This window comes from Vibrio nigripulchritudo ATCC 27043 (assembly GCF_000222685.1).
In the GTDB taxonomy this organism is placed as follows: domain Bacteria; phylum Pseudomonadota; class Gammaproteobacteria; order Enterobacterales; family Vibrionaceae; genus Vibrio; species Vibrio nigripulchritudo.
This window is the reverse complement of the sequence record NZ_AFWJ01000326.1, coordinates 1-20052: the sequence shown is the minus strand read 5'-3', so window position 1 is coordinate 20052 and position 20052 is coordinate 1. Positions and strand designations below refer to the sequence as shown.

Genomic DNA, 20052 nt, shown 5'->3' with positions numbered 1-20052 from the left:
GAACGCAGCGGAATGACGAGTCCTTTCCAAGTTCTTTGACGATGAAATGGGACAGAATATGGGCTCCCAAGGGCGAGTTTAACTGGCTTTCATACTGCGTTACTGATTCTTGATTTAGACCCACTAGATCTTCAAATCAGTGTCTTGTCTGAAAACCAGTTAATTCTCGCTCAACCAAGCATCTTGAGGTGACTTGGGTATAAGTAATACTCATTGCGTTGGGATACGTATTGGGTAGAGCAGAGTGACTCTAATTTTTGTTTCAAAAATGTAAGAGTATTTCGCTAAAAAGAGATAACTGAGATTGATTTATAATTCTGATAAATCGTTGTTAATTGGTTGTTACGCCTGATAAAAATACATGATTCAGATAAAAATATCAATAAACTTACTCTTATTAGTGATATTTTTATCGATATTAGTGACGCTAGGCACAATAGTGAAGAGTTTTTTTGCGCAGTAAAATTACATTCGTAAAATCCGCCGAAGATTTTTTAAAAGCTTCGTGAGGTATCGAGTGAGCGTATTAGGTTATATGCAGAAAGTAGGTAAGGCACTTATGGTGCCAGTAGCTACTTTACCTGCAGCAGCGATTTTAATGGGTGTGGGTTACTGGCTTGATCCTGTGGGTTGGGGTAGTGAAAGTATTCTGGCAGCGTTTCTGATTAAGTCTGGCAGTGCCATCATCGGCAACATGGCCGTAATATTCGCCGTAGGTGTGGCATTTGGCTTATCAAAAGACAAAGATGGCTCCGCTGCCCTGTCTGGTTATGTTATGTGGCTTGTCGTCACAACACTTCTTTCTATGGAAACGCTTGCGCAGCTTCAGGGCATTTCAGTCGACGATGTAAACTCGGCGTTTAAAAACGTTGATAACCAGTTCGTGGGTATCATCGTTGGTATTATTTCCGCCGAAATCTACAACCGTTTCTCTCACGTTGAGCTACCAAAATTCCTGGCATTCTTCAGTGGTAAGCGTCTTGTGCCAATCCTGACTTCAATCGCGGGTATGGTACTGGCGTTCATCCTGATGACAGTATGGCCAATCATCTTCGGTGCGCTACTGACACTGGGTACGTCTTTGCAGGATCTTGGTCCTCTTGGCGCGGGTCTGTTTGGCTTCTTTAACCGTCTGTTCCTGTCGGTTGGTATGCACCACGCGCTTTACCCTGTGTTCTGGTTCGACGTAGTAGGCATCAACGACATTCCTAACTTCCTTGGCGGCGCGCAGTCAATCGCGAACGGTACTGCAACACCAGGCGTAACGGGTATGTACCAGGCTGGCTTCTTCCCAATCATGATGTTTGGTCTTCCTGCTGCTGCTCTGGCGATTTACCACAGCGCAGACAAGAAAAACAAAGGGAAAGTATTCTCAGTAATGCTGGCTGCAGGTGCGGCGTCTTTCTTCACAGGTATCACAGAGCCTCTAGAATTCTCATTCATGTTCCTGGCACCTGTTCTTTTTGTTATTCACGCAATCCTGACAGGTATCAGCCTATTCATCGCAGCCTCTATGCAGTGGATGGCAGGCTTTGGTTTCTCAGCCGGTCTGGTGGACTTCGTTCTGTCTAGCCAAAACCCACTTGCGACTCAGTGGTACATGCTGATTGCTCAAGGTCTGGTGTTTGGTGTGCTTTACTACGTGATCTTCCGTTTTGCTATCGTGAAGTTCAACCTTAAGACTTTGGGACGTGGTGAAGAAATGGCAGAAGAAGGCGAAGGCGACATCAGTGCCCTTGCTGCTAAGTACATTGAAGAGCTGGGTGGTAAAGAGAACCTGGTTACTATCGATAACTGCATTACTCGTCTGCGTCTTGAAGTGAAAGACACTGCAAACATTAACGATGAAGCGCTAAAAGCACTGGGTGCTGCTGGTGTTGTGAAACTGGGTAAAACTTCTATTCAGGTTATCGTTGGTGTCGGTAAGGTTGATAAAGTTGCTGCGGCAATGAAAAACCTGACCGCATAAGAATTTTGTTCGGCTAGAGTTCCCCCTATATAACTTGAATTGCGATTAGTCACCGCTTGCCGAACAGATCAATTTAAGCCCTGCCTCCGAAAGGAGTCAGGGCTTTTCTTCTTTAGAGCGAACTACTGGTTTTTGGCGATCAGTCAGATGCCTCCTTCTCAACAATTCCATCTAATATCATCGCTAACTCTTTTGCATTGGTCAGCATAGGTAAGTGACCGGTTTGTAAAGAATAAACACTATGGATATTTAATGAGTTTGCGATTTTTAGCTGCGATTCAAGAGAAATGATTTTGTCTTGATTAGCGAACACGTAATGCTTCGAAATTCGGTCCAGCTCCGCTTTGTCGTATTTCACAGCTTCTTCCCCGATATGAGCAGGCTCATCAATGGCTAATTTACGCAGCTGCTTTGTCTGACTTGATGACGCATCCTGCGCAAAGGTGGCGTTAAAGTGCGTCCAATCCCGAATTTCCATGCGATGGTTATTTTTGTTGTAACTCACCCCTTTGAAGTAATGTTTTTCGTCCGCGGCGTTTAGGGAAGCAAAAGCACTCTCTCCAACGAGTGGAGCGACTGAGGTAATGTAGGTGATGGACTTAATGGATTGGGAAGGGCAGATGCCAATCGCCGAATGAACCACAGCTCCGCCCTGACTGTGCGCAGCAAAATGAATGTTACCTTCTAGCGAGCGAATGTTTTCGCAAAGTGATTTAGCTGAATTGCTTAGCCCAATTTTAGACGCGTCCTCACGTGTATTTCGGCCGGGTAAGTTTACCGCTAACACGTTAACGTCAGAAGATAAGTAGCTTGAAACAGGCTTCCAGGATCTGGCATCGAAGTGAGCTCCGTGAACAAAAACTAAATTCTCCGTAGCGATAGACTTCGACGAAAAGACCAATGCAGAGAGTAATAATCCAGTGCATAATTTTACCGATTGATTCATGACCGACTCCTTGTTGTCTGGTCATTTCAAGGTGTTTGTTTTCAGCACAGAGCTCAATTCAAATGGTTAAAAATCGCATCAAATCAAAGACAAAGGATGACAAATTTTATCAAATTTAGTGATTTGTAGCGTTGAAAGGTAAAAACCAGCGCGTTAGGCTGCGGGTGTGAGCAATCAGGGATACGGGAAAAGGCGAAGTGTGATTCAGTTCGGTGAGTTTAGATTTGACGCAACATCAGGAAAGCTTTTTAAAGAAGAAGAGCCCATTACGATAAGAAACAAAGTGGCACAACTGTTGGCATTTTTTATCGAGAACCCAGACAGGATCATTTCAAAAGAAGAGTTACTTGAAGCGTTATGGGTCAACGGCGAATACCGGGAACGATCACTTTCTCAAAGCGTTCTGGAGTTAAGAAAACTGCTCGGCGATTCTGCATCGAACCCAAAATTTATCCGGACGATTCCCAATCAGGGATACAAATGGATAGCTGAAATCGCGCCGTTTAAACAACCCGATTCTAAATCGGCAAACAAAAAACTCACTCTGTTGCTACCTCTATGCATTGTATTAACCTTGGTTGCCGCTTTCTGGTTGGTTGCTGGCAAGGACAAAATCGACTTTTCCAATCAGAGCATCAAGGTTGCAGTGTTGCCTTTCCATAACGCGACTCCCTTGGACTCCTACAACTGGGTAGAATACGGGCTTAGCGATATGCTGGCGACCGACTTGATGCTCTACCCAGACATACAAGTTTTCCCACCGAGTCAGATTGGTGCACATGAGACGGATATTTCAAACTGGTCCGGCGAAGAGTTTAAGCGTTTGGAACTGGATGCTGTTGTTTATGCCTCTGTCACCATGAAGGAAGAAGGGCAATCGATTGAATATACCATTATTGATAAGCACTTAGCCCGCCAGACTGGCTCCATAACCAAATCGGATCTGGCGCTCAGCATGCCGGGGATCGCCTCGACGATTCTTCAACAACTTCGTCCAGAAGAAGCGTTGAATACATTGGCGGAATACGATTTTGAAGTCAGTGCGATGCACGAATATGCGAAAGGGCAGCAAGCCCTAAGCCAGAGAGGGTGCCTGCTTGCTCAACACTATTTCGCCGCTTCCAGCATTATCGATGCCAGCCACGAATGGAGTGCGCTACAAAGGGCAATATGCATGGTTGATGTGGGTGAGTGGCTGTCTGCGCAACCTAAGCTGGAGTATCTTCTAGAACGTTCTCATGACCCAATTGTGCTCTCGCTTTCCCACCTTTGGCTGGCTGAAATCCACATGAGAACGGGGAATTTGGACAAAGCACTCTGGCACGTGACCCAAAGTAATTATGGCGAGACAATTCAATCGAATTATTCCTGGTATGTTCAGGCATTAAAAACGGAGTATTACGTTCAGTATCTAAGCGGAAACATCCCTGTTCAGGACAACAAAGAAAGGGGGCTTACCATTTCTTTTGAAGATGTTCCATCATGGCACACTTTCAGGGATACGAATTTCACTGATGTGAATGTACCGCCGTCAGAAAGTGTTGGTTTCCCACAAAAGGTTCGCTCGCGTCTTGCACTGGTCCGTTCGGGGGAGCTGGACACTACAACCATAATCATGGCGCTGAATGAAGCTCTGGAAATGAATACCATGGTTGGTTCACAACGCAGTGAAAAAGAAATTCAGCTGGAAACCCTATATTGGCTTGAGCGTTCAAATCAGAAACTGAAAGCTCAGGAAGTTATCAAGGTGCTTCGTGCTGAACTTCTGTCTAAACCCGATTATTTGGTACAGAGAGAGTTGGAACATATTATCTCTCTGTTTGAACACTAGCTTTTCAAAGACTCACAAATAAAATTCAGCATCCATTGGGTGACCAGCAATCCATCGGTTGGTAATTTAAGCGACGCGATACCTTTTTCCTGAACGGATTTAGGTATCGAATCCTTTCTGACCTCAATCAACGCTTTGGAGTAGGGGGCACAAAATTCTGGGTGTGCCTGAATTCCAAGCGAAGTTTTTCCTACCAACATTATTGAAACAGGGCAGAAATCATTGCCCGCAATGACTTGTCCATCATCCGGCATGGAAATCACCTGATCCTGATGGCTGACCAGCAAGTTGATCTGCTGCTGAAATGGCTCCATCCAAGGCTGAGGAATGAAAACCTTGGTAACGGCAGTGCCTACACCCCAGCCGACTTCAGCGCGGGAGACTTCTCCCCCCAGCGCTTTTGCCAGCATTTGGTGACCAAAGCATATCCCAATGAATGGAATGTGAGCCTGATGGATCTCGCGCACTAACGATTCCATATCGTTTATCCACGGATCGTTGTCCATCACACCAGACTTACTGCCCGAGGTAATGTAGGCATCACACTCTGTAATATCTTCAGGAAACTGCCGATGATTTACCCAGTAAAAGGCGAGTTCAATAGAGTCGTCTACTGCATGCAGAAGTCGGCTGAACATTTCCTTGTAGTTTCCATGCTCGGGTTCCAGAGCTGGGTTTACATCGTCACAGATTAATATGCCAATTTTCATTGCCATCACCGTTATGGTTATTGTTGTATTTTCTGACCTGTCAGCGCATGCACAAATAGCTGAGAGTACTCTTCTGCTGTAAATAGTATGGGGTTACCACCAGCGGCTGCATCCTGAACCGCTAGTTGCCCAACTTTTTCAACTTCATCGCCCGTGATGCCAATTTCAGCCAGTGTATGTGGTATCGCCAGTGTTTTGCGCATGCTCAGAATCCAGTTGTTCACCGCGTCAAAGCCCGGAGATTGCAGCGAAAGCGCACGCGCTAAAACCACCATTTTGTCTTCGATTTCGCTGCGGTTAGCTTCCAGTACATACGGCATCAAAATCGCGTTCAGCAGCCCGTGGTGTTTGTCGTATAGTCCACCCAAGGTGTGGGCTAGGGCATGCATGGCTCCTAAGCCTTTCTGAAAAGCCGTCGCCCCCATGCTTGACGCTACCAGTAGCTGAGTTCGAGCATCGATATCATCACCGTCTAAATAAGCTCGATAGAGAAAGTGTTTAACAAGGCTGATTGATTCGATAGCGATACCGTCTGCCATGGGATGGTATCCGGGAGCGCAGTATGCCTCCAAACTATGAGAGAGTGCATCCATTCCCGTTGCCGCCGTAATGTGCGCAGGTAAACCAACGGTCACCATTGGGTCGAGCAATACTTGCACAGGCATCATTTTAGGGTGGAAGATGATTTTCTTGATGTGACTGTCGGAGTCGGTGATCACCGACGCGCGCCCGACCTCTGAACCCGTGCCAGCTGTTGTAGGTATAGCGATAACAGGTACAATTTTGCTCTCATCCGCTTGAGCCCAGTTGTCACCAACATCTTCAAAGCTCCAGAGAGGCAGACTCTGATTTGCGCAAAGGGCGATGGCTTTTGCCGCGTCCAGGCTAGAACCACCACCAAATGCGATGATCCCATCGTGATGACCTGCGTTGTAAGCATCAATGCCCAGATTCACGTTGGTGTCCGTCGGGTTTCCCTGAACATCAGAGAACACAGCAATCGCCAACCCTTTTTCTTCACAGTTCTTTATGGCGTTTATCACTATATCCATATCTGCCAGAAAAGGGTCAGTCACCAGAAGTGGCGATTGAATATTAAGTCTCTTACAGTGATCAGGAAGTGACTTTAGAACGTCTTTTCCAACACTGATGGCTGTCGGGTAGTTCCAGTTTGCGATGGTCATTAGCCTTCTCCCAGAGTCTTGATATGGAATGATTTAGGGCGGGTCAGCATTTCGAACCCTATGCTTGAAAGCGTGCAGCCACGACCGGAATTTTTCACACCAGTCCATGCCAACTGCGGATCGAGATAGTCACACCGATTGACAAAGAAGGTGCCTGTCTCAATCTGTTCGCCTATCCGGGCTCCGGTTAGCTCGTCTTTAGTAAAAACAGATGCCGTCAGCCCGAATTCTGAATCGTTCATCAGCGAAATCGCCTCTTCATCACTAGTCACGGACTGAATACCGACAACAGGACCAAAGGACTCTTCGTTCATCACACTCATTGAATGGTTCACCTCTGTCAGAATCTGAGGTGCTAAATAAGGGGTTCCCTTTTGGCTCATCGGGAAAAGGTGTTCGTCTATGTGTGCCTTTGCGCCTTGAGAAACGGCCTGCTTTATCTGTTCGCGCACAAAATCTGCGGCAGCGGTTTTAACCAGTGGCCCCAGTGTGGTCTCTGGATCTGTCGGGTCACCCAATGTGTATTCTTTTGCAAGTTCGACCGCTTTTTCTACAAACTGATCGTGAACGGATTCATGAACATAGATGCGTTCGATCCCACAACAGGATTGACCTGAATTGAAAAAGGCTCCGTCGACCAGTGTCTCTACGGCATGATCAAGATCGGCGTCCGAACGAACATACGCCGGGTCTTTTCCGCCGAGTTCGAGACCAACACCAATAAACCGACCAGCCGCATTGCGTTCGACCATGGCTCCGCCAGCTACAGAACCGGTAAAGGCAACGTAGTCGATACCGGGGTGCTGAATCATTTTTTCAGTGGACGCATGATCGGTATGAACAAACTGAAAAACGCCTTTTGGTAACCCAGTTCCTTCGAAAGCTTCCACTAATCGTTCAGCACAGAGCGGAGTTTGAGCCGAATGCTTAAGCATTACGCTGTTGCCAGCTAGTAAAGCAGGTATTACCGCATTAATAGCAGTGAGGTATGGGTAGTTCCAAGGGGCAATGACTAGTACGTTTCCCACAGGAACGCGCTTTATGTATCGCGTAAATCCTGTTTTTTCAGGTAGTTCAATCGTTGCTAACGCATCATCAGCCTGCGCAATCATTGAGAGTGCTCGTTCCTCCACACCGAACACTTCACCCTGTGTGTGAGCAATAGGTCGCCCCATCATTTGGGTAATTTCTTTCGCAATCTCTTCTTTATTGGCAACAAAATTCTCTATTGCCTGAGAGCAAATGGCTTTACGTTTCTCAAGCGAAGTGGCCTGCCATTCCTTTTGGCTAAGGCTGGCGCTGCTGATCACAGCCTGAATCTGTTCTGCGGTCGCCAGTTCTCGTGTCACGCACACTTTGCCATTGATCGGAGATAGGGTGTTCTGTTCCATGATGTCCTATACCTTTAGCCGTTTATATGATTTCGAAGTAGCGCTTCAGCTCCCAGTCGGTCACTGCTTTTCTGAATTCTCGTTCTTCCCATTCTCGGCTCGCCGCGAAATGGTCGACAAATTCATCACCAAACATCTCTCTCGCGTGAGTAGAAGCTTTTAACCTTTGTGCTGCATCCCACAGAGTGCCCGGTAGTTTTAAATCTTCCGGAATGTTTTGTTCGTAGGCATTGCCAACGATAGGTTCGCCAGGTTCCCATTTGTTTTGTATCCCGCACAAACCAGATGCCAATGCGGCAGCGAGAGCAAGATACGGGTTGCCATCAGCAGCACCAATTCGATATTCCACCCTCTGACTTTTGGCAGAACCTGGAATCACCCTGAGTGACGTTGTGCGATTTTCCACTGCCCAGGTAGAGTGGGTAGGTGCCCAGAAGCCGGGGATCATGCGTCTGTAGCTGTTAACCGTTGGTGCGACCATGCATAAGAAGTCAGGCATAAGTCGTTGTAAACCCGCTACAAAGTGACGCTGTAGCGTGCTCATGTTGTATTCGGTCTTAGGATCGTAAAATGCGGAGCTGCCATCTTTGTTTTGCAAAGAAATATGTATATGGCCACTTTGTCCGGGGTAATCGTTACTCCATTTCGCCATAAAGGTCGCCATAAGGTCGTTTCGTTGAGCCAGCACTTTGGTGTAGGTTTTGAACAGGGCTGCTTTGTCCGAAGCACTCATGGCTTCATCAACTGCCAGAGCGGCTTCAATTACGCCGGGACCCGTTTCGGAATGAATGCCTTCAATGGGAAAATCCATGCTTTCACCTAAATCGAGCAGTTGTTGGTACAGCTCCAGATAGGTGGAATTTCGGATCATCGAATAACCAAACCAGTCTGGGGTAATTGGGTCGAGGTCCTGATAATTCTTCTCTCGCACAGAGTGGGGCGTCTCTTTAAAGACAAAAAATTCATACTCGAAAGCGGCAAAAGCGTTTAATCCAAGTTCATCATATTTTTTCAGTACACGAGCTAACGTACTTCTGGGGCAGACAGAGGATGCCTGTTCATCAAACTCGGCAATAAACAACAGCATGCCTTCTTCATCCAGCACATCTCGACAGGTTTCAGGCAGAATTCTGACTGGTGCGTCGGGGTAGCCTGTGTGCCATCCGGTGTAGGTGGTATTGTCGTAGAGTTGGTCTTTGGCATCCCAGCCTAAAACCACATCGCAAAAGGCAAAGCCCTTATCGAGTGACGAAAAGAACTTGTCTTTCGACATGTATTTTCCGCGCATAATCCCATCGTTATCGAACAGCCCAACTTTGATGTGGCTAAGCCCACGTTCTTCAACAATTTTCTTGGCGTCTTCGATGGTTTTTACTGATCTTGCATCCATTTCCTGTCCCTCTGAGCACCGGCATAAGCTGCCGGTGCAATACCCTGTTAGCTGTAACGATATGGCTTACCCGCTTTCTCCATATCGGCGGCGTATTTCTTGAAGATGTCCACCACGCGTTTTGTCCTTGGGCTGGTTTTGGCAATCTCATCCCAGAATTTCAGCGCTTCCTGTTCGACTGATTTCCATTCCTCATCTGGGATGGTGGTCAGTTCAAGTTTTTTGCCTTCTACACGAAGTTTAGCTTCTCCACCCCAATACCAGTGCTGGCGGTAGTAATGAGAACTGTCCATGCAGAGACGCCATAGCGTTTTCAGGTGTTCTGGCAGGGCATCCCAGCGCTCGCTGTTGGCGAAGAACGAGCCACACCACGCACCGGAAATATTGTTGGTTAGGAAGTACTTGGTGACGTCTGCCCAGCCAACGGTGTAGTCTTCGGTAATGCCTGACCAGGCGATGCCGTCAAGCTCGCCAGTTTGAATGGCAACTTCGACATCTTCCCAGGGCAAAGTGACCGGAATAACACCGAACCGAGACAGGAAGCGACCTGCTGTAGGGAAGGTAAAGACGCGCTTTCCTTTCAAATCAGACAGGCTTCGGATCGGTTTTACCGTAGCGAAATGGCAGGGGTCCCATGCGCCTGCTGACAACCAGGTGACGCCTTTCACTTCGTCATATGCTTCTTTCCAAATTTCCTTTAAACCGTATTGTTCAAACAACACAGGAACATCCAGGCTGTATCGAGTAGCGAAGGGGAAATACCCGCCGAATACAGAAATGTCTACAGGAGCGGCGATGGAGTCGTCATCACTTTGCACCGCGTCGATTGTCCCTCGCTGCATGGCTCGGAAAAGCTCACCCGTAGGTACAAGCTGATCGGCATAAAACAGTTCAATGACCATTTCGCCATTGGCGGCTTTGTTGAATGCATCCACAGCAGGTTTGATCACGTGCTCACCGAGTGCTGGACCCGCGTAGGTTTGCAAACGCCATTTGATGGTCTTTTTGCTGTTTGCAATAGCAGGTGCGCCCACAATGGCTGTTGCACTTGCGGCTGACACCGCCCCTGCTTTTTTAAGGAAATCTCTTCTACTAGACATGTTTTATTCCTCCATGAATGTGTGTCCTTGTCCAAGTTTAAGGTTGTCACATCAGGTCGTGTTTTATTGGCCGTAGTGGTACTCTGGTAGCCACAAAGCCAGTTGTGGGAAAGCCATCACCAGAATCAGACCGAATATCATGATCAGCACAAACGGTATGATGGACAGGTAAATGTCTTTCAGGGAAATTTCGGGTGGTGCCATCGCACGCATCAGGAAGAGGTTGTAGCCAAACGGGGGCGTCATATAGGCGATTTGACAGGTAATGGTGTAAAGCACGCCGTACCAGAGCAAGTCGAATCCCAGTGCGCCGACTAGCGGAACATAAAGCGGTGCAACAATCACCAGCATGGCAGTATCGTCAAGGAATGTTCCCATTAGCAGATAAGAAAGCTGCATCAGAATCAGCACCTGCCAAGGTGTCAGGTTTAGCCGGTCAATGAAGAATCCTTCAATCGCTTTTACTGCACCGATTCCGTCAAACACTGCGCCAAAGCAAAGTGCCGCTAGAATGATCCACATAAACATGCAGCTTATGGCTAGTGTTTTTCTTAACGTCTCTTCCATAACGTTTCGATTAAGGCGTCTTTTGGCGATGGCAGCAATGGTCGCAGCGGTTGCACCCACGGCGGAACTTTCTACCAAACTGGTCACGCCCATCAAAAACAACCCGGTCATGGAAACAAATATCAGAAGCGGGGTAATGCCGGCGCGTAGCAGCAACAACTTCTCTTTTAAGCTGACGTTTCTTTCTTCTTCTGGGAGAGCAGGACCAAGGTTCGGCTGCAATTTACATCGAATCACGATGTAAACGATAAAGAGGGTCGCCATCAGCAATCCGGGAAAAACACCAGCGAGCCAAAGTTGCCCAACGGGCTGGCGGGCAATCATGCCATACAGCACTAAAACCACACTTGGGGGAACCAATATTCCCAATGAGCTTCCCGCCTGTATGACACCTGTCACCATGATTTTGTCGTAACCACGGCGCAACAGCTCAGGTAGTGCAATACTGGCACCAATGGCCATTCCGGCAACACTCAGACCGTTCATGGCGGAGATCACCACCATCAGACCTATTGTTCCTATTGCAAGCCCGCCATTTAGTGGTCCCATCCAGACATGGAACATGCGGTATAAATCTTCTGCAATACCTGATTCAGACAGCATGTATCCCATATAGATAAACAGGGGAAGAGTAAGCAGTGGGTACCATTTCATCAGCTTGATGGCAGAACTAAAGGCGATTTCTGAGCCTCCGTCACCCCACAGAAGCAGAGCGGCGATTACAGCAATAGAGCCGATAACCGCAAAGACACGCTGCCCTGTAAGCAGCATCAGCATCATGGCAGAGAACATCAACATGGCGATCATTTCGTAGCTCATGAATTTGCCTCCGTTTCGCTGCCATAGATGACAGTGGCTATATCACGGATCCAGACCGCAATCGCCTGAAGCAACATGAGAAACACGCTTACGCACATGATGATTTTTATTGGCGCCATATAAGGTCGCCAAGCTGAGTAGCTGCGTTCACCGTATTCGACCGCGTAGCTGGTGCTGGATATTCCGCCATACAGCAACACGCCTAAGTAAACGAACAACATGATAACGGTGATGCTGTCTATCATGGCTTTTTTGCGCAGGCTCCAGTTACCGTATACCAAGTCCATTCGGACGTGGCTTTGCAACTGCATGGAGTAAGGTCCCCCGAGCATATAGAACGCCACCATGACGAATTGCGCCATTTCCAACGTCCAAAGCGAAGGGTAGAAAAAGGTTTTTGAAATGGATGAGTAGAGCAATATCCCTATCATCACGAATACCAGATACATCGCAAACCGACCGATCTTTCGGTTCACTGTTTCCACTCCCTTTACAAACGCCCGAATAGGCGAGGGAAGCGAAAGGATTGGATCCTGCTCCATCAACAACTCCATGTTCACTAGACTGCTCAAGGAACGTCACTGTTCCCAGAATGTTTTCTTAGAATGATTTCAGATTATTGGTTAAATAATGATCTGTTTGTATCTATATTTACAGAAATAAAAATACTGTCAATATAATTACAGAAAATATTTTTTCATTTTAAGATGTCATGTTATGTTTGTTACAATGTTCTCAATAACGGTGGAGCTACAAAGCGGTATGGAGAATGTTTTGACGGTAGCGGAAAGGATTAAAGAAGGGTTTGCCACACTGACTCGGGCAGAAAGGCAGCTCGCCAATGTGATGCTGGAGAATTACCCGGCGTCCAGCTTAGGGACGGTAGTGTCTTTGTCGGAAGCTGCGAAGGTATCGACACCAACTGTGGTTCGTTTGGCGAAAAAGCTTGGTTTTGGCGGCTTTCCAGAGATGCAACGCAGCATCCATGAAGAGATAGGCGACACCCTAAAAAGCCCGATTGAAAAGCACGACTCTATTCCCAGCATCGACGAAAAGTCCCATCTTCTTGATCGTTTTGCTGATGCGGTGGTGAACAATATCCGGCAGACCGTGACTCAAATCGATGAGAAAACGTTTAACGATGTTGTGGATGCACTGAGTGACCAAAATCGCTCTCTCTATATCGTTGGTGGGCGAATCAGCCACTCTATTGCTGAATATATGTTTACTCATATGCAGGTTATTCGTGCCAACGTCACCATGGTGGAACCGAATGCCAATAGCTGGTCGCATTATGTGATTAACATGAAGCCCGGCGATACTCTGGTGGTGTTTGATATTCGCCGATACGAGAACGACATTCTCACACTGGCGGAAATCGCCCGCAGCCGAGAAGTGAACCTGATTCTTTTCACAGACCAATGGGGTTCGCCAGTTGTGAAGCTGGCTCAGCACGTTTTTCATGCCCGAATTGAAGCGCCTTCAGCGTGGGATTCAACAGTAGCTATTACTTTTTTAGTGGAAGCCTTGGTCGAGGCGATTCAGTCTGCAACCTGGTCCGAAACCAGCAACCGAATGAAAGATCTGGAAGTGCTTCTCGATAAAGCCAAACTATTTAAAAAGTTTGTCTGAGTTGATGTCGTAGATTTGCCCAAATCGTCTGTCGCTGAGCGTGATGTCTCTGAGGATTTGGGTATAATAGTCCATCCTGCATTCCTGTCTTCTAAGAGCATTCCAAATGTCTAAACAACTCGATCAAGAACAAATTGAAACCATCAACCGTTACAACACAGAACAACGCCTGAAATACTGCATTAAAGAGGTGGTTGCCAATCGTGAGATTTGGATCTTAACCGACGAGCATGGCTGCGTCATGTTAAACACAGAAGACGAAGATTGCGTACCTGTTTGGCCAAACCAAGAGTTTGCTCAAGCCTGGGCGACAGGTGACTGGGAAGAGTGTAAGCCGGAAGCGATTTCAATCAACAAATGGCACAGCCGCTGGACCTATGGTCTGGAAGACGACGAGCTTTCAGTGGTTGTCTTCCCAAATGACAACGAAGAAGGCGTCATTCTGTACCCGGAAGAATTTGATTTTGAACTAAAAAACAGGCGAGCAAGCGCTAATAAGTCGCTTAAACTAAAAGCCCATCAGTGGGTAAAGTTCTCCCTTTCTGATTTCTCGAATGGCACCTTCTAAGGTGCCATTTTGTTGGAACTCTGAAAGTATGGCTCTGACGATAGGTTGTGCTTCGTCTTTACTCATTCCCGGTTCCAGAGAAGGGTGATAGAGAATTTTAAGCAGCAGACCATCAAGAGGGGAAAGCAGATCTTCAGGGGACTCATCGTTAAAAATGGATGGGTAGACTTTTTCTGAATCGTTCGGCAAGCCCAGAAGTTGGGTAATTTCTTCCACTACACAGCCCAATAGTTTTCCTTTTGAACGAGCCTGATCAACAGGAATAATAATCCCCCCTTTAATCATTTGCCCGTCGGGTGCGGTTTCAAAATTGGCGATACAAATAGCTCGCTTTGAATGCTGGAGCGAAGGTCTTCCCAATACTCTTTCAATATCCTCTTCCCATTCGCTCAACCTTGTGTAGACCCAGATAACGTTGGCTTCTTCAGGTGTGGGAACAATTTCGATAGGGTGATTAGTGAGGTACGACAGGTGCTTTACGTGCATTTGAGCCAGTTCGGTGTGAATGTCTTCGTCCGGGACTTTATGCTCAAGATATATTTTTACGGGTTCTCGCCATTTCCTGACGTTTTGCCCGCCAGTGTCGTATTCATTTTTTAATGCGACTTCATAAAATGCTTCTTCGAGATACGCAGGATCAAGCCACCGATACTCGCTGAGGGAAGGGGAGGAAAACGTGAAAAGCACCAAACAGAGGATACAGTGATTCAGAGGGTTGATGCTTTTCCACATAGGTTGCCTTAATGTGCTGGGGCTTTATTGAAGTGGCTCTCGATCAGGCGTTGTGTAATTTGATGGGATGGATTGGCTATTACTTCGTGCGTCGAGCCAGACTCAACCACGTTGCCTTCATGCATCACCATAATTTTGTCGGTAATGTGTTTTATGATTCCGATATGTTGAGAAACAAACACAAACGACACACCCATCTCTTCCTGCAACTCCAAAAGCAAATTAATGATCTGAGAACGCATCGCCATATCCAGACCATTGAGCGCCTCATCAGCAACAATTATAGACGGCTGTAGAATGAGTGCACGTGCCAGACTGACACGTTGTTTCTGTCCAGTCGCCAACATTTGAGGATAAAAGTAGGCGTGTTCAGGCAGCAGACCCACTCTCATGAGTGTTTGTTTTACGCGCTTTTTACGATCTTCCGAAGCCATGCTGGTGTTACGTTTCAGTGGACCTTCTAAGATGGTGCCAATCTGCAAACGAGGATTCAGAGAGGTATTGGGATCCTGAAAAATCATGCGAATTAATTTACAGCGAGTGGAGTAGTCTCGGTGCTCCAGTTTTTCGCCCATGACTCTTATTTCACCAGATGAAGGCTCAACAACACCTGCCAGCATTTTTGCCAGAGTCGACTTGCCTGAGCCATTCTGTCCGATAAAGCCAATGGTTTGCCCCGCTTCGAGCGTAAAGCTGACGGGTTTAACCGCGTACTGCTCTTTCTTGCTAAACAGCCCCGAACGACTGATGAACGTTTTGCTTAGGTTGCTGACTTCTAACAACGCACTCATGAACGCTTCTCCGTGTTCAGAGGGAAATGACAACTGAACTTATGATTTTTCACTTTTTGAGTCTGTGGAATTTCAACACACTGGCGCTGCGCATGAGGGCACCTTGGTCCTAGTCGGCAACCAATAGGTAAGTGTTGAAGTGGAGGAATGGACCCCGGCAGAGATTGCAGTTTGGACTTGTGAGGGATCCAGTCATTGAAGTCTGGCATCGCCTGCAACAGTGCCACGGTGTAGGGGTGCTTAGGTGCATTCAGAATCTGTTTGGTTGCTGCTGATTCGACCGACTGACCGCAATACATCACGGTAATTCTGTCTGCCCACTGCGTAATGGTGGTGAGGTCGTGCCCAATCAGCAGAATTGTCGTGTTGTTCACCTGATTCATCCGGCTAAGCAGACGGAGAATCTGAGACTGGGTAATGGCGTCTAAATCGTTGGTCGGTTCGTCTGCTATCAGAACTTTAGGCTTGGTTGCGATAGCCATCGCAATCATAATTTTCTGACATTCACCGTCAGTCAGCTCATAAGGGTAGCTGCGCATCACTCGTCTGTGGTCTTTAATGCCCACTTTATGCAGCAGTGCCATTGCCTGCGTTTTACGCCATTTCCACGCTTGCCACCAGCGACCTTCATAAGAATCACGGGGTATGGATTCAGCCAGCTGTCTGCCAACTCGTTCGGAAGGGTCTAAACAGGTTGAAGGCTCCTGAAAAATCATCGCGATATCGCGCGCGATGATCCGCCGCCTTTCACGGGGTGTCAGTTGCAGCAAATCAATACTGCCCAGACGCAACCTGTCCGCGGTTACGGTCATGTTGTCTTTGGCAATGCCCAGAATGGCTTTCGCAACCAGACTTTTCCCCGAACCAGATTCACCTACCAACCCGCGGATTTCTCCTTCGTTCATGGTCAGGCTCATGCGGTCGACGGCTTTGACTTTCCCCTGTGGGGTTTCGATTTCAATCGTCAGATGTCGAATATCAAGTAAAGGCATTATTCGATCCCCGCATTCAGTGCACGTCGGGTTCCTTCACCAACCAGATTAATGACAACAATGGTAAACATAATGACCAAACCAGGTAAGGTTACCGTCCAGGGTGCAGAGTATATCAGTTCAACTGAATCGCCCAGAATCGCACCCCATTCAGTACTTGGCGCCTGTGCCCCCAAGCCCAAGAAGCCCAGTGCTGTGATATCCAGAATTGCTACAGACAAAGCCATAGTTGCTTCGGCAGCGATCACTGGTAGCACGTTTGGAAAAATCGAATTCCACATAAGGTGGATATTTTTAGCGCCGTCGAGACGTGCGGCTGTCACGTAGTCTTTCTCAACTTCGTTGTGCACTGCGACATAAACAGACCGGATGAATCTCGGGATCAATGCAAGGCAGATCGCCAGCAAAATGTTGAATTCTCCAAACCCTAGAAACGCGACGAAAATAATCGCCAGGAGCAGGGAAGGAATGGACATTACGGTATCCAGAAGGTGGTTTAGGGTACTGGAAATCAAGCCCTTGGTCATTCCTGCAAGAATACCAATGGCACAACCGATGAACGCAGCAATGGCTGTGATGATAATGGCTGCACCCAGAGTCAGCTGAGAGCCCTCAATTAAACGAGAGAGAATGTCTCTGCCAAGATCATCAGTTCCCAAGAAAAATTCAACAGTACCTTCTTGGTGCCATGAAGGTGGCAGTCTGAGATTCGCCGTTTGTACCTGTGGGTCATGAGGCGTCAGCCACGGCGAAAAAAGAGTAATCAGAAGCAGAATAACCAAGCACCACAGCCCAAACATTGCCAACGTGTTACTGCGGTAGTTACTCCAGAAAAACTCGAACTGAGTTGGAATGCGTTCTTCCTGATATACATTATCTGTCAGCATACCATTCCTTCCTTACCAGCGGATTGGCGAAAGCACCAATGAGGTCTGAGAGAATATTGGCGATCAGCACAAAGGTAGCCACAACCATCACACCCGCCTGAATAGCGACATAATCCTGATTCGACAAGGCATCAAGAAGCCAGCGACCGATACCCGGCCAGTTAAAAATGGATTCAGTGATGATCGCAAACGTCAGCATACTGGAAAGTTGAACACCAAATTTGGAATAATCGGCGGCAGAGCGTTACGAATAACGTGCTCAATAACAATCTCATATTTTGAAAGACCATTAATTTTGGCCGCGCGAATGTAGTTCTGCTGCATAACTTCAGCCACAGAAGCGCGCATAAGACTGATGATTTGTGTGGTCGGCGCCAGTGCCAAAACGATACACGGGAGAATCAGGTGTTCCAGTACACTTTGCAGTGCTTGTGCTTTGAGCGGACGATCAGAAAGTAGGGCGTCGATAATCGCAAAGCCAGTCACATGGTCAATTTGATATAGGAGGTCAAAACGCCCGCCAACCGGAAACCACTCAGCGGTCAGTGAGAATACAAATATCAGCATTAGAGCGATCCAGTACAAAGGCGCTGAAAATCCTGACATTGAGGTAAATGAAATCACGGTGTCGATCCACTTTCCCTCACGTGTACCAGCAACGGTTCCAATTGGAATACCAATCAAAAGAGCAATTAAAAAGGCGAAAAAGCAAAGTTCAATAGTGGCAGGAAACACGACCAGAATATCATTCCAGATCGGTTCACCTCGTTCATTTTGTCCAAAGTTCAGCTGACTGATTTCGCCAATGTACTGTAACCACCCTGGAATCAAGTCTTCGAGTGCTGCTGGCGAAGTAGGATCCAGTCGCAATATACTGAAACCGACAAAAGTCAGTATAAACAAAGTGATAACAAATAGGTTCAACCGTCGAACCGTATACCGAAACATTATTCGCTCCTCTCGACGGTGTGGAATGATCGAACGTTGAATGGGCTCATTTGGAAACCAGTCAGTGATTTATGGTTGGCTTGATACTGAATACCATGAGCCAATGGAATGACTGGCATCTCTTGATTCAACAGATTTTGCGCCTGACGGTACAAATTCAATCGATACCGAGGCTGGTTCGTTTCGCGTGATAAATCGAGCAAAAAGTCAAAGTCTGGGTTACACCACATAGAAACGTTCAGCCCCGCTTTTTCTGCATTGCATGACAGCAAAGGGCGTAAAAAGTTGTCTGGGTCGCCAGTGCTGGCCGTCCACCCTGTAAGCAGCATATCGACATTAGGCAGGTTGGTATTCAATTCAGCTCGATTGAACCTGTCATCCGTCAACAAATTAAGTTTGATACCAATGTCTGCAAAGCTTGCCTGAATCTGTTCGGCAGTTTTCCGAGGACTTGGGTTGTAAGGTCTGGGTTCAAGTGGTACCCACATTGACATCTCTAACCCTTTTGAAAACCCTGCTTCTTCTAGTAAAGCCAGTGCGTAATTTCGATCATATCGAATCTGAATGCTGTCTTTTTGATACGCCCAGGAAGTTGGCGGCAAAAGAGTATAAGCAATCGAACCTGTACCGTAATAGACGGAATCTAAGATTACCTGGCGGTTAATGGCAAGGTTCAACGCTTTTCTAACTCGACGATCATTGAGTGCAGGGTGTGATGTATTCAGCGCGATGAAAGACACATTCATTGCGGGCTTGGCGTGCAAGACGAGATTTTCATCGTCGATAATGATGGGTAACTGGCTGGAAACCGGAGAAGAGAGCACGTCACATTCTTTTCGAAGCAACTTCGCTAAGGTGCCTGTTCCTCGTGTAGAAATATCAAACACAACCTGCTGCATGGCTGGGGCACCTTGCCAATAGCTATCGTGCTTTTTCACTCTAATCAAATCACCCGTCTGGTATTCATCAAGGTAGAAAGGTCCAGTGCCGATTGGGCGAGTGTCGAGATAGTGCTTTGTACCATTCTTTATCAGCTGGTTAGCGTATTCGCGTGAATGGATCACGGCGTATGGGGTAGCTATATTCGGAAGAAAAGTGTTGTCAGCGCGCGTCAAAGTGAACTTCACTTGATTGTCGCCAATGGCTTCGACGGATTTGACCAACCCCTTAAAATCAATTCCCTCAAACCAAGGGTAACGCCCCTGACCAAGGTAGTGAAAAGGATGACTGCTGTTTAGAATTCTCTCGAAGCTGAAAACCACATCATGCGCGGTTAGTGTACGAGTGGGTATAAACCATGGGGTCGTTTGAAATTCTACGCCTTCTCTTAGTTGGAAAAGGTATTCTGTACCGTCTTCATTCACATCCCAACTGGTCGCTAGGCTGGACACTGGCTTATGTGTCTCGGGCTCTAGAGTCAGCAAGGTATTAAAGATCTGCTGACTTAACGCCTCTGCTGTTAGGCCACTGTCGACTTGTTGAGGATTGAAAGACGAAGGAGAGCTTTGACCACAGTAGACAAAGCCTTGATTTCTGACCGTACTATGGTCGATGTCGTCACTGCATGCACTGAGTAGCCACGCACTGGCAACGGT

At 47.2% G+C, this 20052-nt stretch carries 16 protein-coding genes and 2 pseudogenes; 4 read left to right on the top strand and 14 right to left on the bottom strand.

All coding sequences use genetic code 11. The features are described from left to right. The first annotated feature begins 517 nt into the window (after positions 1-517). Positions 518-1969 carry an N-acetylglucosamine-specific PTS transporter subunit IIBC gene (nagE, locus tag RH89_RS27975; RefSeq protein ID WP_022607770.1) on the top strand — a complete coding sequence of 484 codons (1452 nt, stop codon included), beginning with the start codon at positions 518-520 and terminating at the stop codon, positions 1967-1969. Positions 1970-2108: 139 nt separating this feature from the next. On the opposite strand, the gene RH89_RS27970 is transcribed toward nagE, so the two are convergent. Beyond that, positions 2109-2915, bottom strand: a complete 807-nt coding sequence (locus RH89_RS27970) for an alpha/beta hydrolase (protein WP_004409242.1) — start codon at positions 2913-2915, stop codon at positions 2109-2111. 166 nt (positions 2916-3081) lie between these two features. On the opposite strand from RH89_RS27970, the gene RH89_RS27965 reads away from it, so the two are divergent. After that, positions 3082-4746, top strand: a complete 1665-nt coding sequence (locus RH89_RS27965; protein WP_080564093.1) for a winged helix-turn-helix domain-containing protein — start codon at positions 3082-3084, stop codon at positions 4744-4746. On the opposite strand, the gene RH89_RS27960 is transcribed toward RH89_RS27965, so the two are convergent. The 7 genes from RH89_RS27960 to RH89_RS27930 form a co-directional block, all read right to left on the bottom strand. Continuing rightward, positions 4743-5456, bottom strand: coding sequence for a glutamine amidotransferase-related protein (locus tag RH89_RS27960; RefSeq protein WP_004409237.1), 714 nt, complete (start codon positions 5454-5456; stop codon positions 4743-4745). The two genes, RH89_RS27965 and RH89_RS27960, sit on opposite strands and share 4 nt — an antisense overlap. Positions 5457-5473: 17 nt before the next feature. Then, a complete protein-coding gene (locus tag RH89_RS27955; RefSeq protein ID WP_004409236.1) occupies positions 5474-6640 on the bottom strand; it encodes an iron-containing alcohol dehydrogenase in 1167 nt (388 codons plus the stop codon). Next, positions 6640-8031, bottom strand: coding sequence for an aldehyde dehydrogenase family protein (locus RH89_RS27950; protein WP_004409235.1), 1392 nt, complete (start codon positions 8029-8031; stop codon positions 6640-6642). The genes RH89_RS27955 and RH89_RS27950 overlap by 1 nt, the downstream gene beginning before the upstream one ends. 22 nt (positions 8032-8053) lie before the next feature. Next, positions 8054-9421 carry a glutamine synthetase family protein gene (locus RH89_RS27945; RefSeq protein ID WP_004409233.1) on the bottom strand — a complete coding sequence of 456 codons (1368 nt, stop codon included), beginning with the start codon at positions 9419-9421 and terminating at the stop codon, positions 8054-8056. Positions 9422-9468: 47 nt separating this feature from the next. Further along, positions 9469-10521 (bottom strand): TRAP transporter substrate-binding protein DctP, encoded by a 1053-nt coding sequence (dctP, locus tag RH89_RS27940; RefSeq protein WP_004409232.1) that lies wholly within the window; start codon positions 10519-10521, stop codon positions 9469-9471. Positions 10522-10584: 63 nt separating this feature from the next. Further along, the gene (locus tag RH89_RS27935; RefSeq protein WP_004409227.1) at positions 10585-11907 is read right to left on the bottom strand and encodes a TRAP transporter large permease; all 1323 of its coding nucleotides are present in this window, start codon (positions 11905-11907) and stop codon (positions 10585-10587) included. After that, positions 11904-12449 (bottom strand): TRAP transporter small permease subunit, encoded by a 546-nt coding sequence (locus RH89_RS27930; RefSeq protein ID WP_004409225.1) that lies wholly within the window; start codon positions 12447-12449, stop codon positions 11904-11906. Before RH89_RS27930 ends, RH89_RS27935 begins: the two co-directional genes overlap by 4 nt. A 175-nt stretch (positions 12450-12624) precedes the next feature. On the opposite strand from RH89_RS27930, the gene RH89_RS27925 reads away from it, so the two are divergent. Continuing rightward, positions 12625-13539, top strand: coding sequence for a MurR/RpiR family transcriptional regulator (locus RH89_RS27925; protein WP_004409223.1), 915 nt, complete (start codon positions 12625-12627; stop codon positions 13537-13539). 106 nt (positions 13540-13645) lie between these two features. Beyond that, positions 13646-14026: pseudogene (locus RH89_RS27920) on the top strand (DUF2750 domain-containing protein); the annotation flags it as partial. Positions 14027-14047: 21 nt separating this feature from the next. Here RH89_RS27920 and RH89_RS27915 read toward each other — a convergent pair. From RH89_RS27915 to RH89_RS27890, 6 genes and pseudogenes are all read right to left on the bottom strand, one after another. Then, positions 14048-14839 (bottom strand): DUF2927 domain-containing protein, encoded by a 792-nt coding sequence (locus RH89_RS27915; RefSeq protein ID WP_004409219.1) that lies wholly within the window; start codon positions 14837-14839, stop codon positions 14048-14050. 8 nt (positions 14840-14847) lie between these two features. Then, positions 14848-15630, bottom strand: coding sequence for a peptide ABC transporter ATP-binding protein (locus RH89_RS27910; RefSeq protein ID WP_004409217.1), 783 nt, complete (start codon positions 15628-15630; stop codon positions 14848-14850). Beyond that, positions 15627-16622 (bottom strand): peptide ABC transporter ATP-binding protein, encoded by a 996-nt coding sequence (locus RH89_RS27905; RefSeq protein ID WP_004409215.1) that lies wholly within the window; start codon positions 16620-16622, stop codon positions 15627-15629. Before RH89_RS27905 ends, RH89_RS27910 begins: the two co-directional genes overlap by 4 nt. After that, complete coding sequence (gene sapC / locus RH89_RS27900; protein ID WP_004409214.1) at positions 16622-17509, bottom strand: putrescine export ABC transporter permease SapC; 888 nt, start codon at positions 17507-17509, stop codon at positions 16622-16624. Before sapC ends, RH89_RS27905 begins: the two co-directional genes overlap by 1 nt. Continuing rightward, positions 17496-18457, bottom strand: a pseudogene (locus RH89_RS27895) (ABC transporter permease). The gene sapC and the pseudogene RH89_RS27895 overlap by 14 nt, the downstream one beginning before the upstream one ends. After that, on the bottom strand, positions 18457-20052 hold a 1596-nt coding region (locus RH89_RS27890; protein WP_004409213.1), incomplete at its 5' end, for an ABC transporter substrate-binding protein. The pseudogene RH89_RS27895 and the gene RH89_RS27890, both read right to left, overlap by 1 nt.

Bases quoted from the DNA above. Each gene is read 5' to 3' on its own strand.
- RH89_RS27970 (WP_004409242.1), bottom strand. From the start codon at position 2,915: ATGAATCAATCGGTAAAATTATGCACTGGATTATTACTCTCTGCATTG.
- dctP (WP_004409232.1), bottom strand. From the start codon at position 10,521: ATGTCTAGTAGAAGAGATTTCCTTAAAAAAGCAGGGGCGGTGTCAGCC.
- RH89_RS27905 (WP_004409215.1), bottom strand. From the start codon at position 16,622: ATGCCTTTACTTGATATTCGACATCTGACGATTGAAATCGAAACCCCA.
- RH89_RS27925 (WP_004409223.1), top strand. From the start codon at position 12,625: ATGTTTGTTACAATGTTCTCAATAACGGTGGAGCTACAAAGCGGTATG.
- RH89_RS27915 (WP_004409219.1), bottom strand. From the start codon at position 14,839: ATGTGGAAAAGCATCAACCCTCTGAATCACTGTATCCTCTGTTTGGTG.
- sapC (WP_004409214.1), bottom strand. From the start codon at position 17,509: ATGCTGACAGATAATGTATATCAGGAAGAACGCATTCCAACTCAGTTC.
- RH89_RS27945 (WP_004409233.1), bottom strand. From the start codon at position 9,421: ATGGATGCAAGATCAGTAAAAACCATCGAAGACGCCAAGAAAATTGTT.
- RH89_RS27950 (WP_004409235.1), bottom strand. From the start codon at position 8,031: ATGGAACAGAACACCCTATCTCCGATCAATGGCAAAGTGTGCGTGACA.
- RH89_RS27935 (WP_004409227.1), bottom strand. From the start codon at position 11,907: ATGAGCTACGAAATGATCGCCATGTTGATGTTCTCTGCCATGATGCTG.
- RH89_RS27910 (WP_004409217.1), bottom strand. From the start codon at position 15,630: ATGAGTGCGTTGTTAGAAGTCAGCAACCTAAGCAAAACGTTCATCAGT.
- RH89_RS27955 (WP_004409236.1), bottom strand. From the start codon at position 6,640: ATGACCATCGCAAACTGGAACTACCCGACAGCCATCAGTGTTGGAAAA.
- RH89_RS27960 (WP_004409237.1), bottom strand. From the start codon at position 5,456: ATGAAAATTGGCATATTAATCTGTGACGATGTAAACCCAGCTCTGGAA.
- RH89_RS27930 (WP_004409225.1), bottom strand. From the start codon at position 12,449: ATGGAGCAGGATCCAATCCTTTCGCTTCCCTCGCCTATTCGGGCGTTT.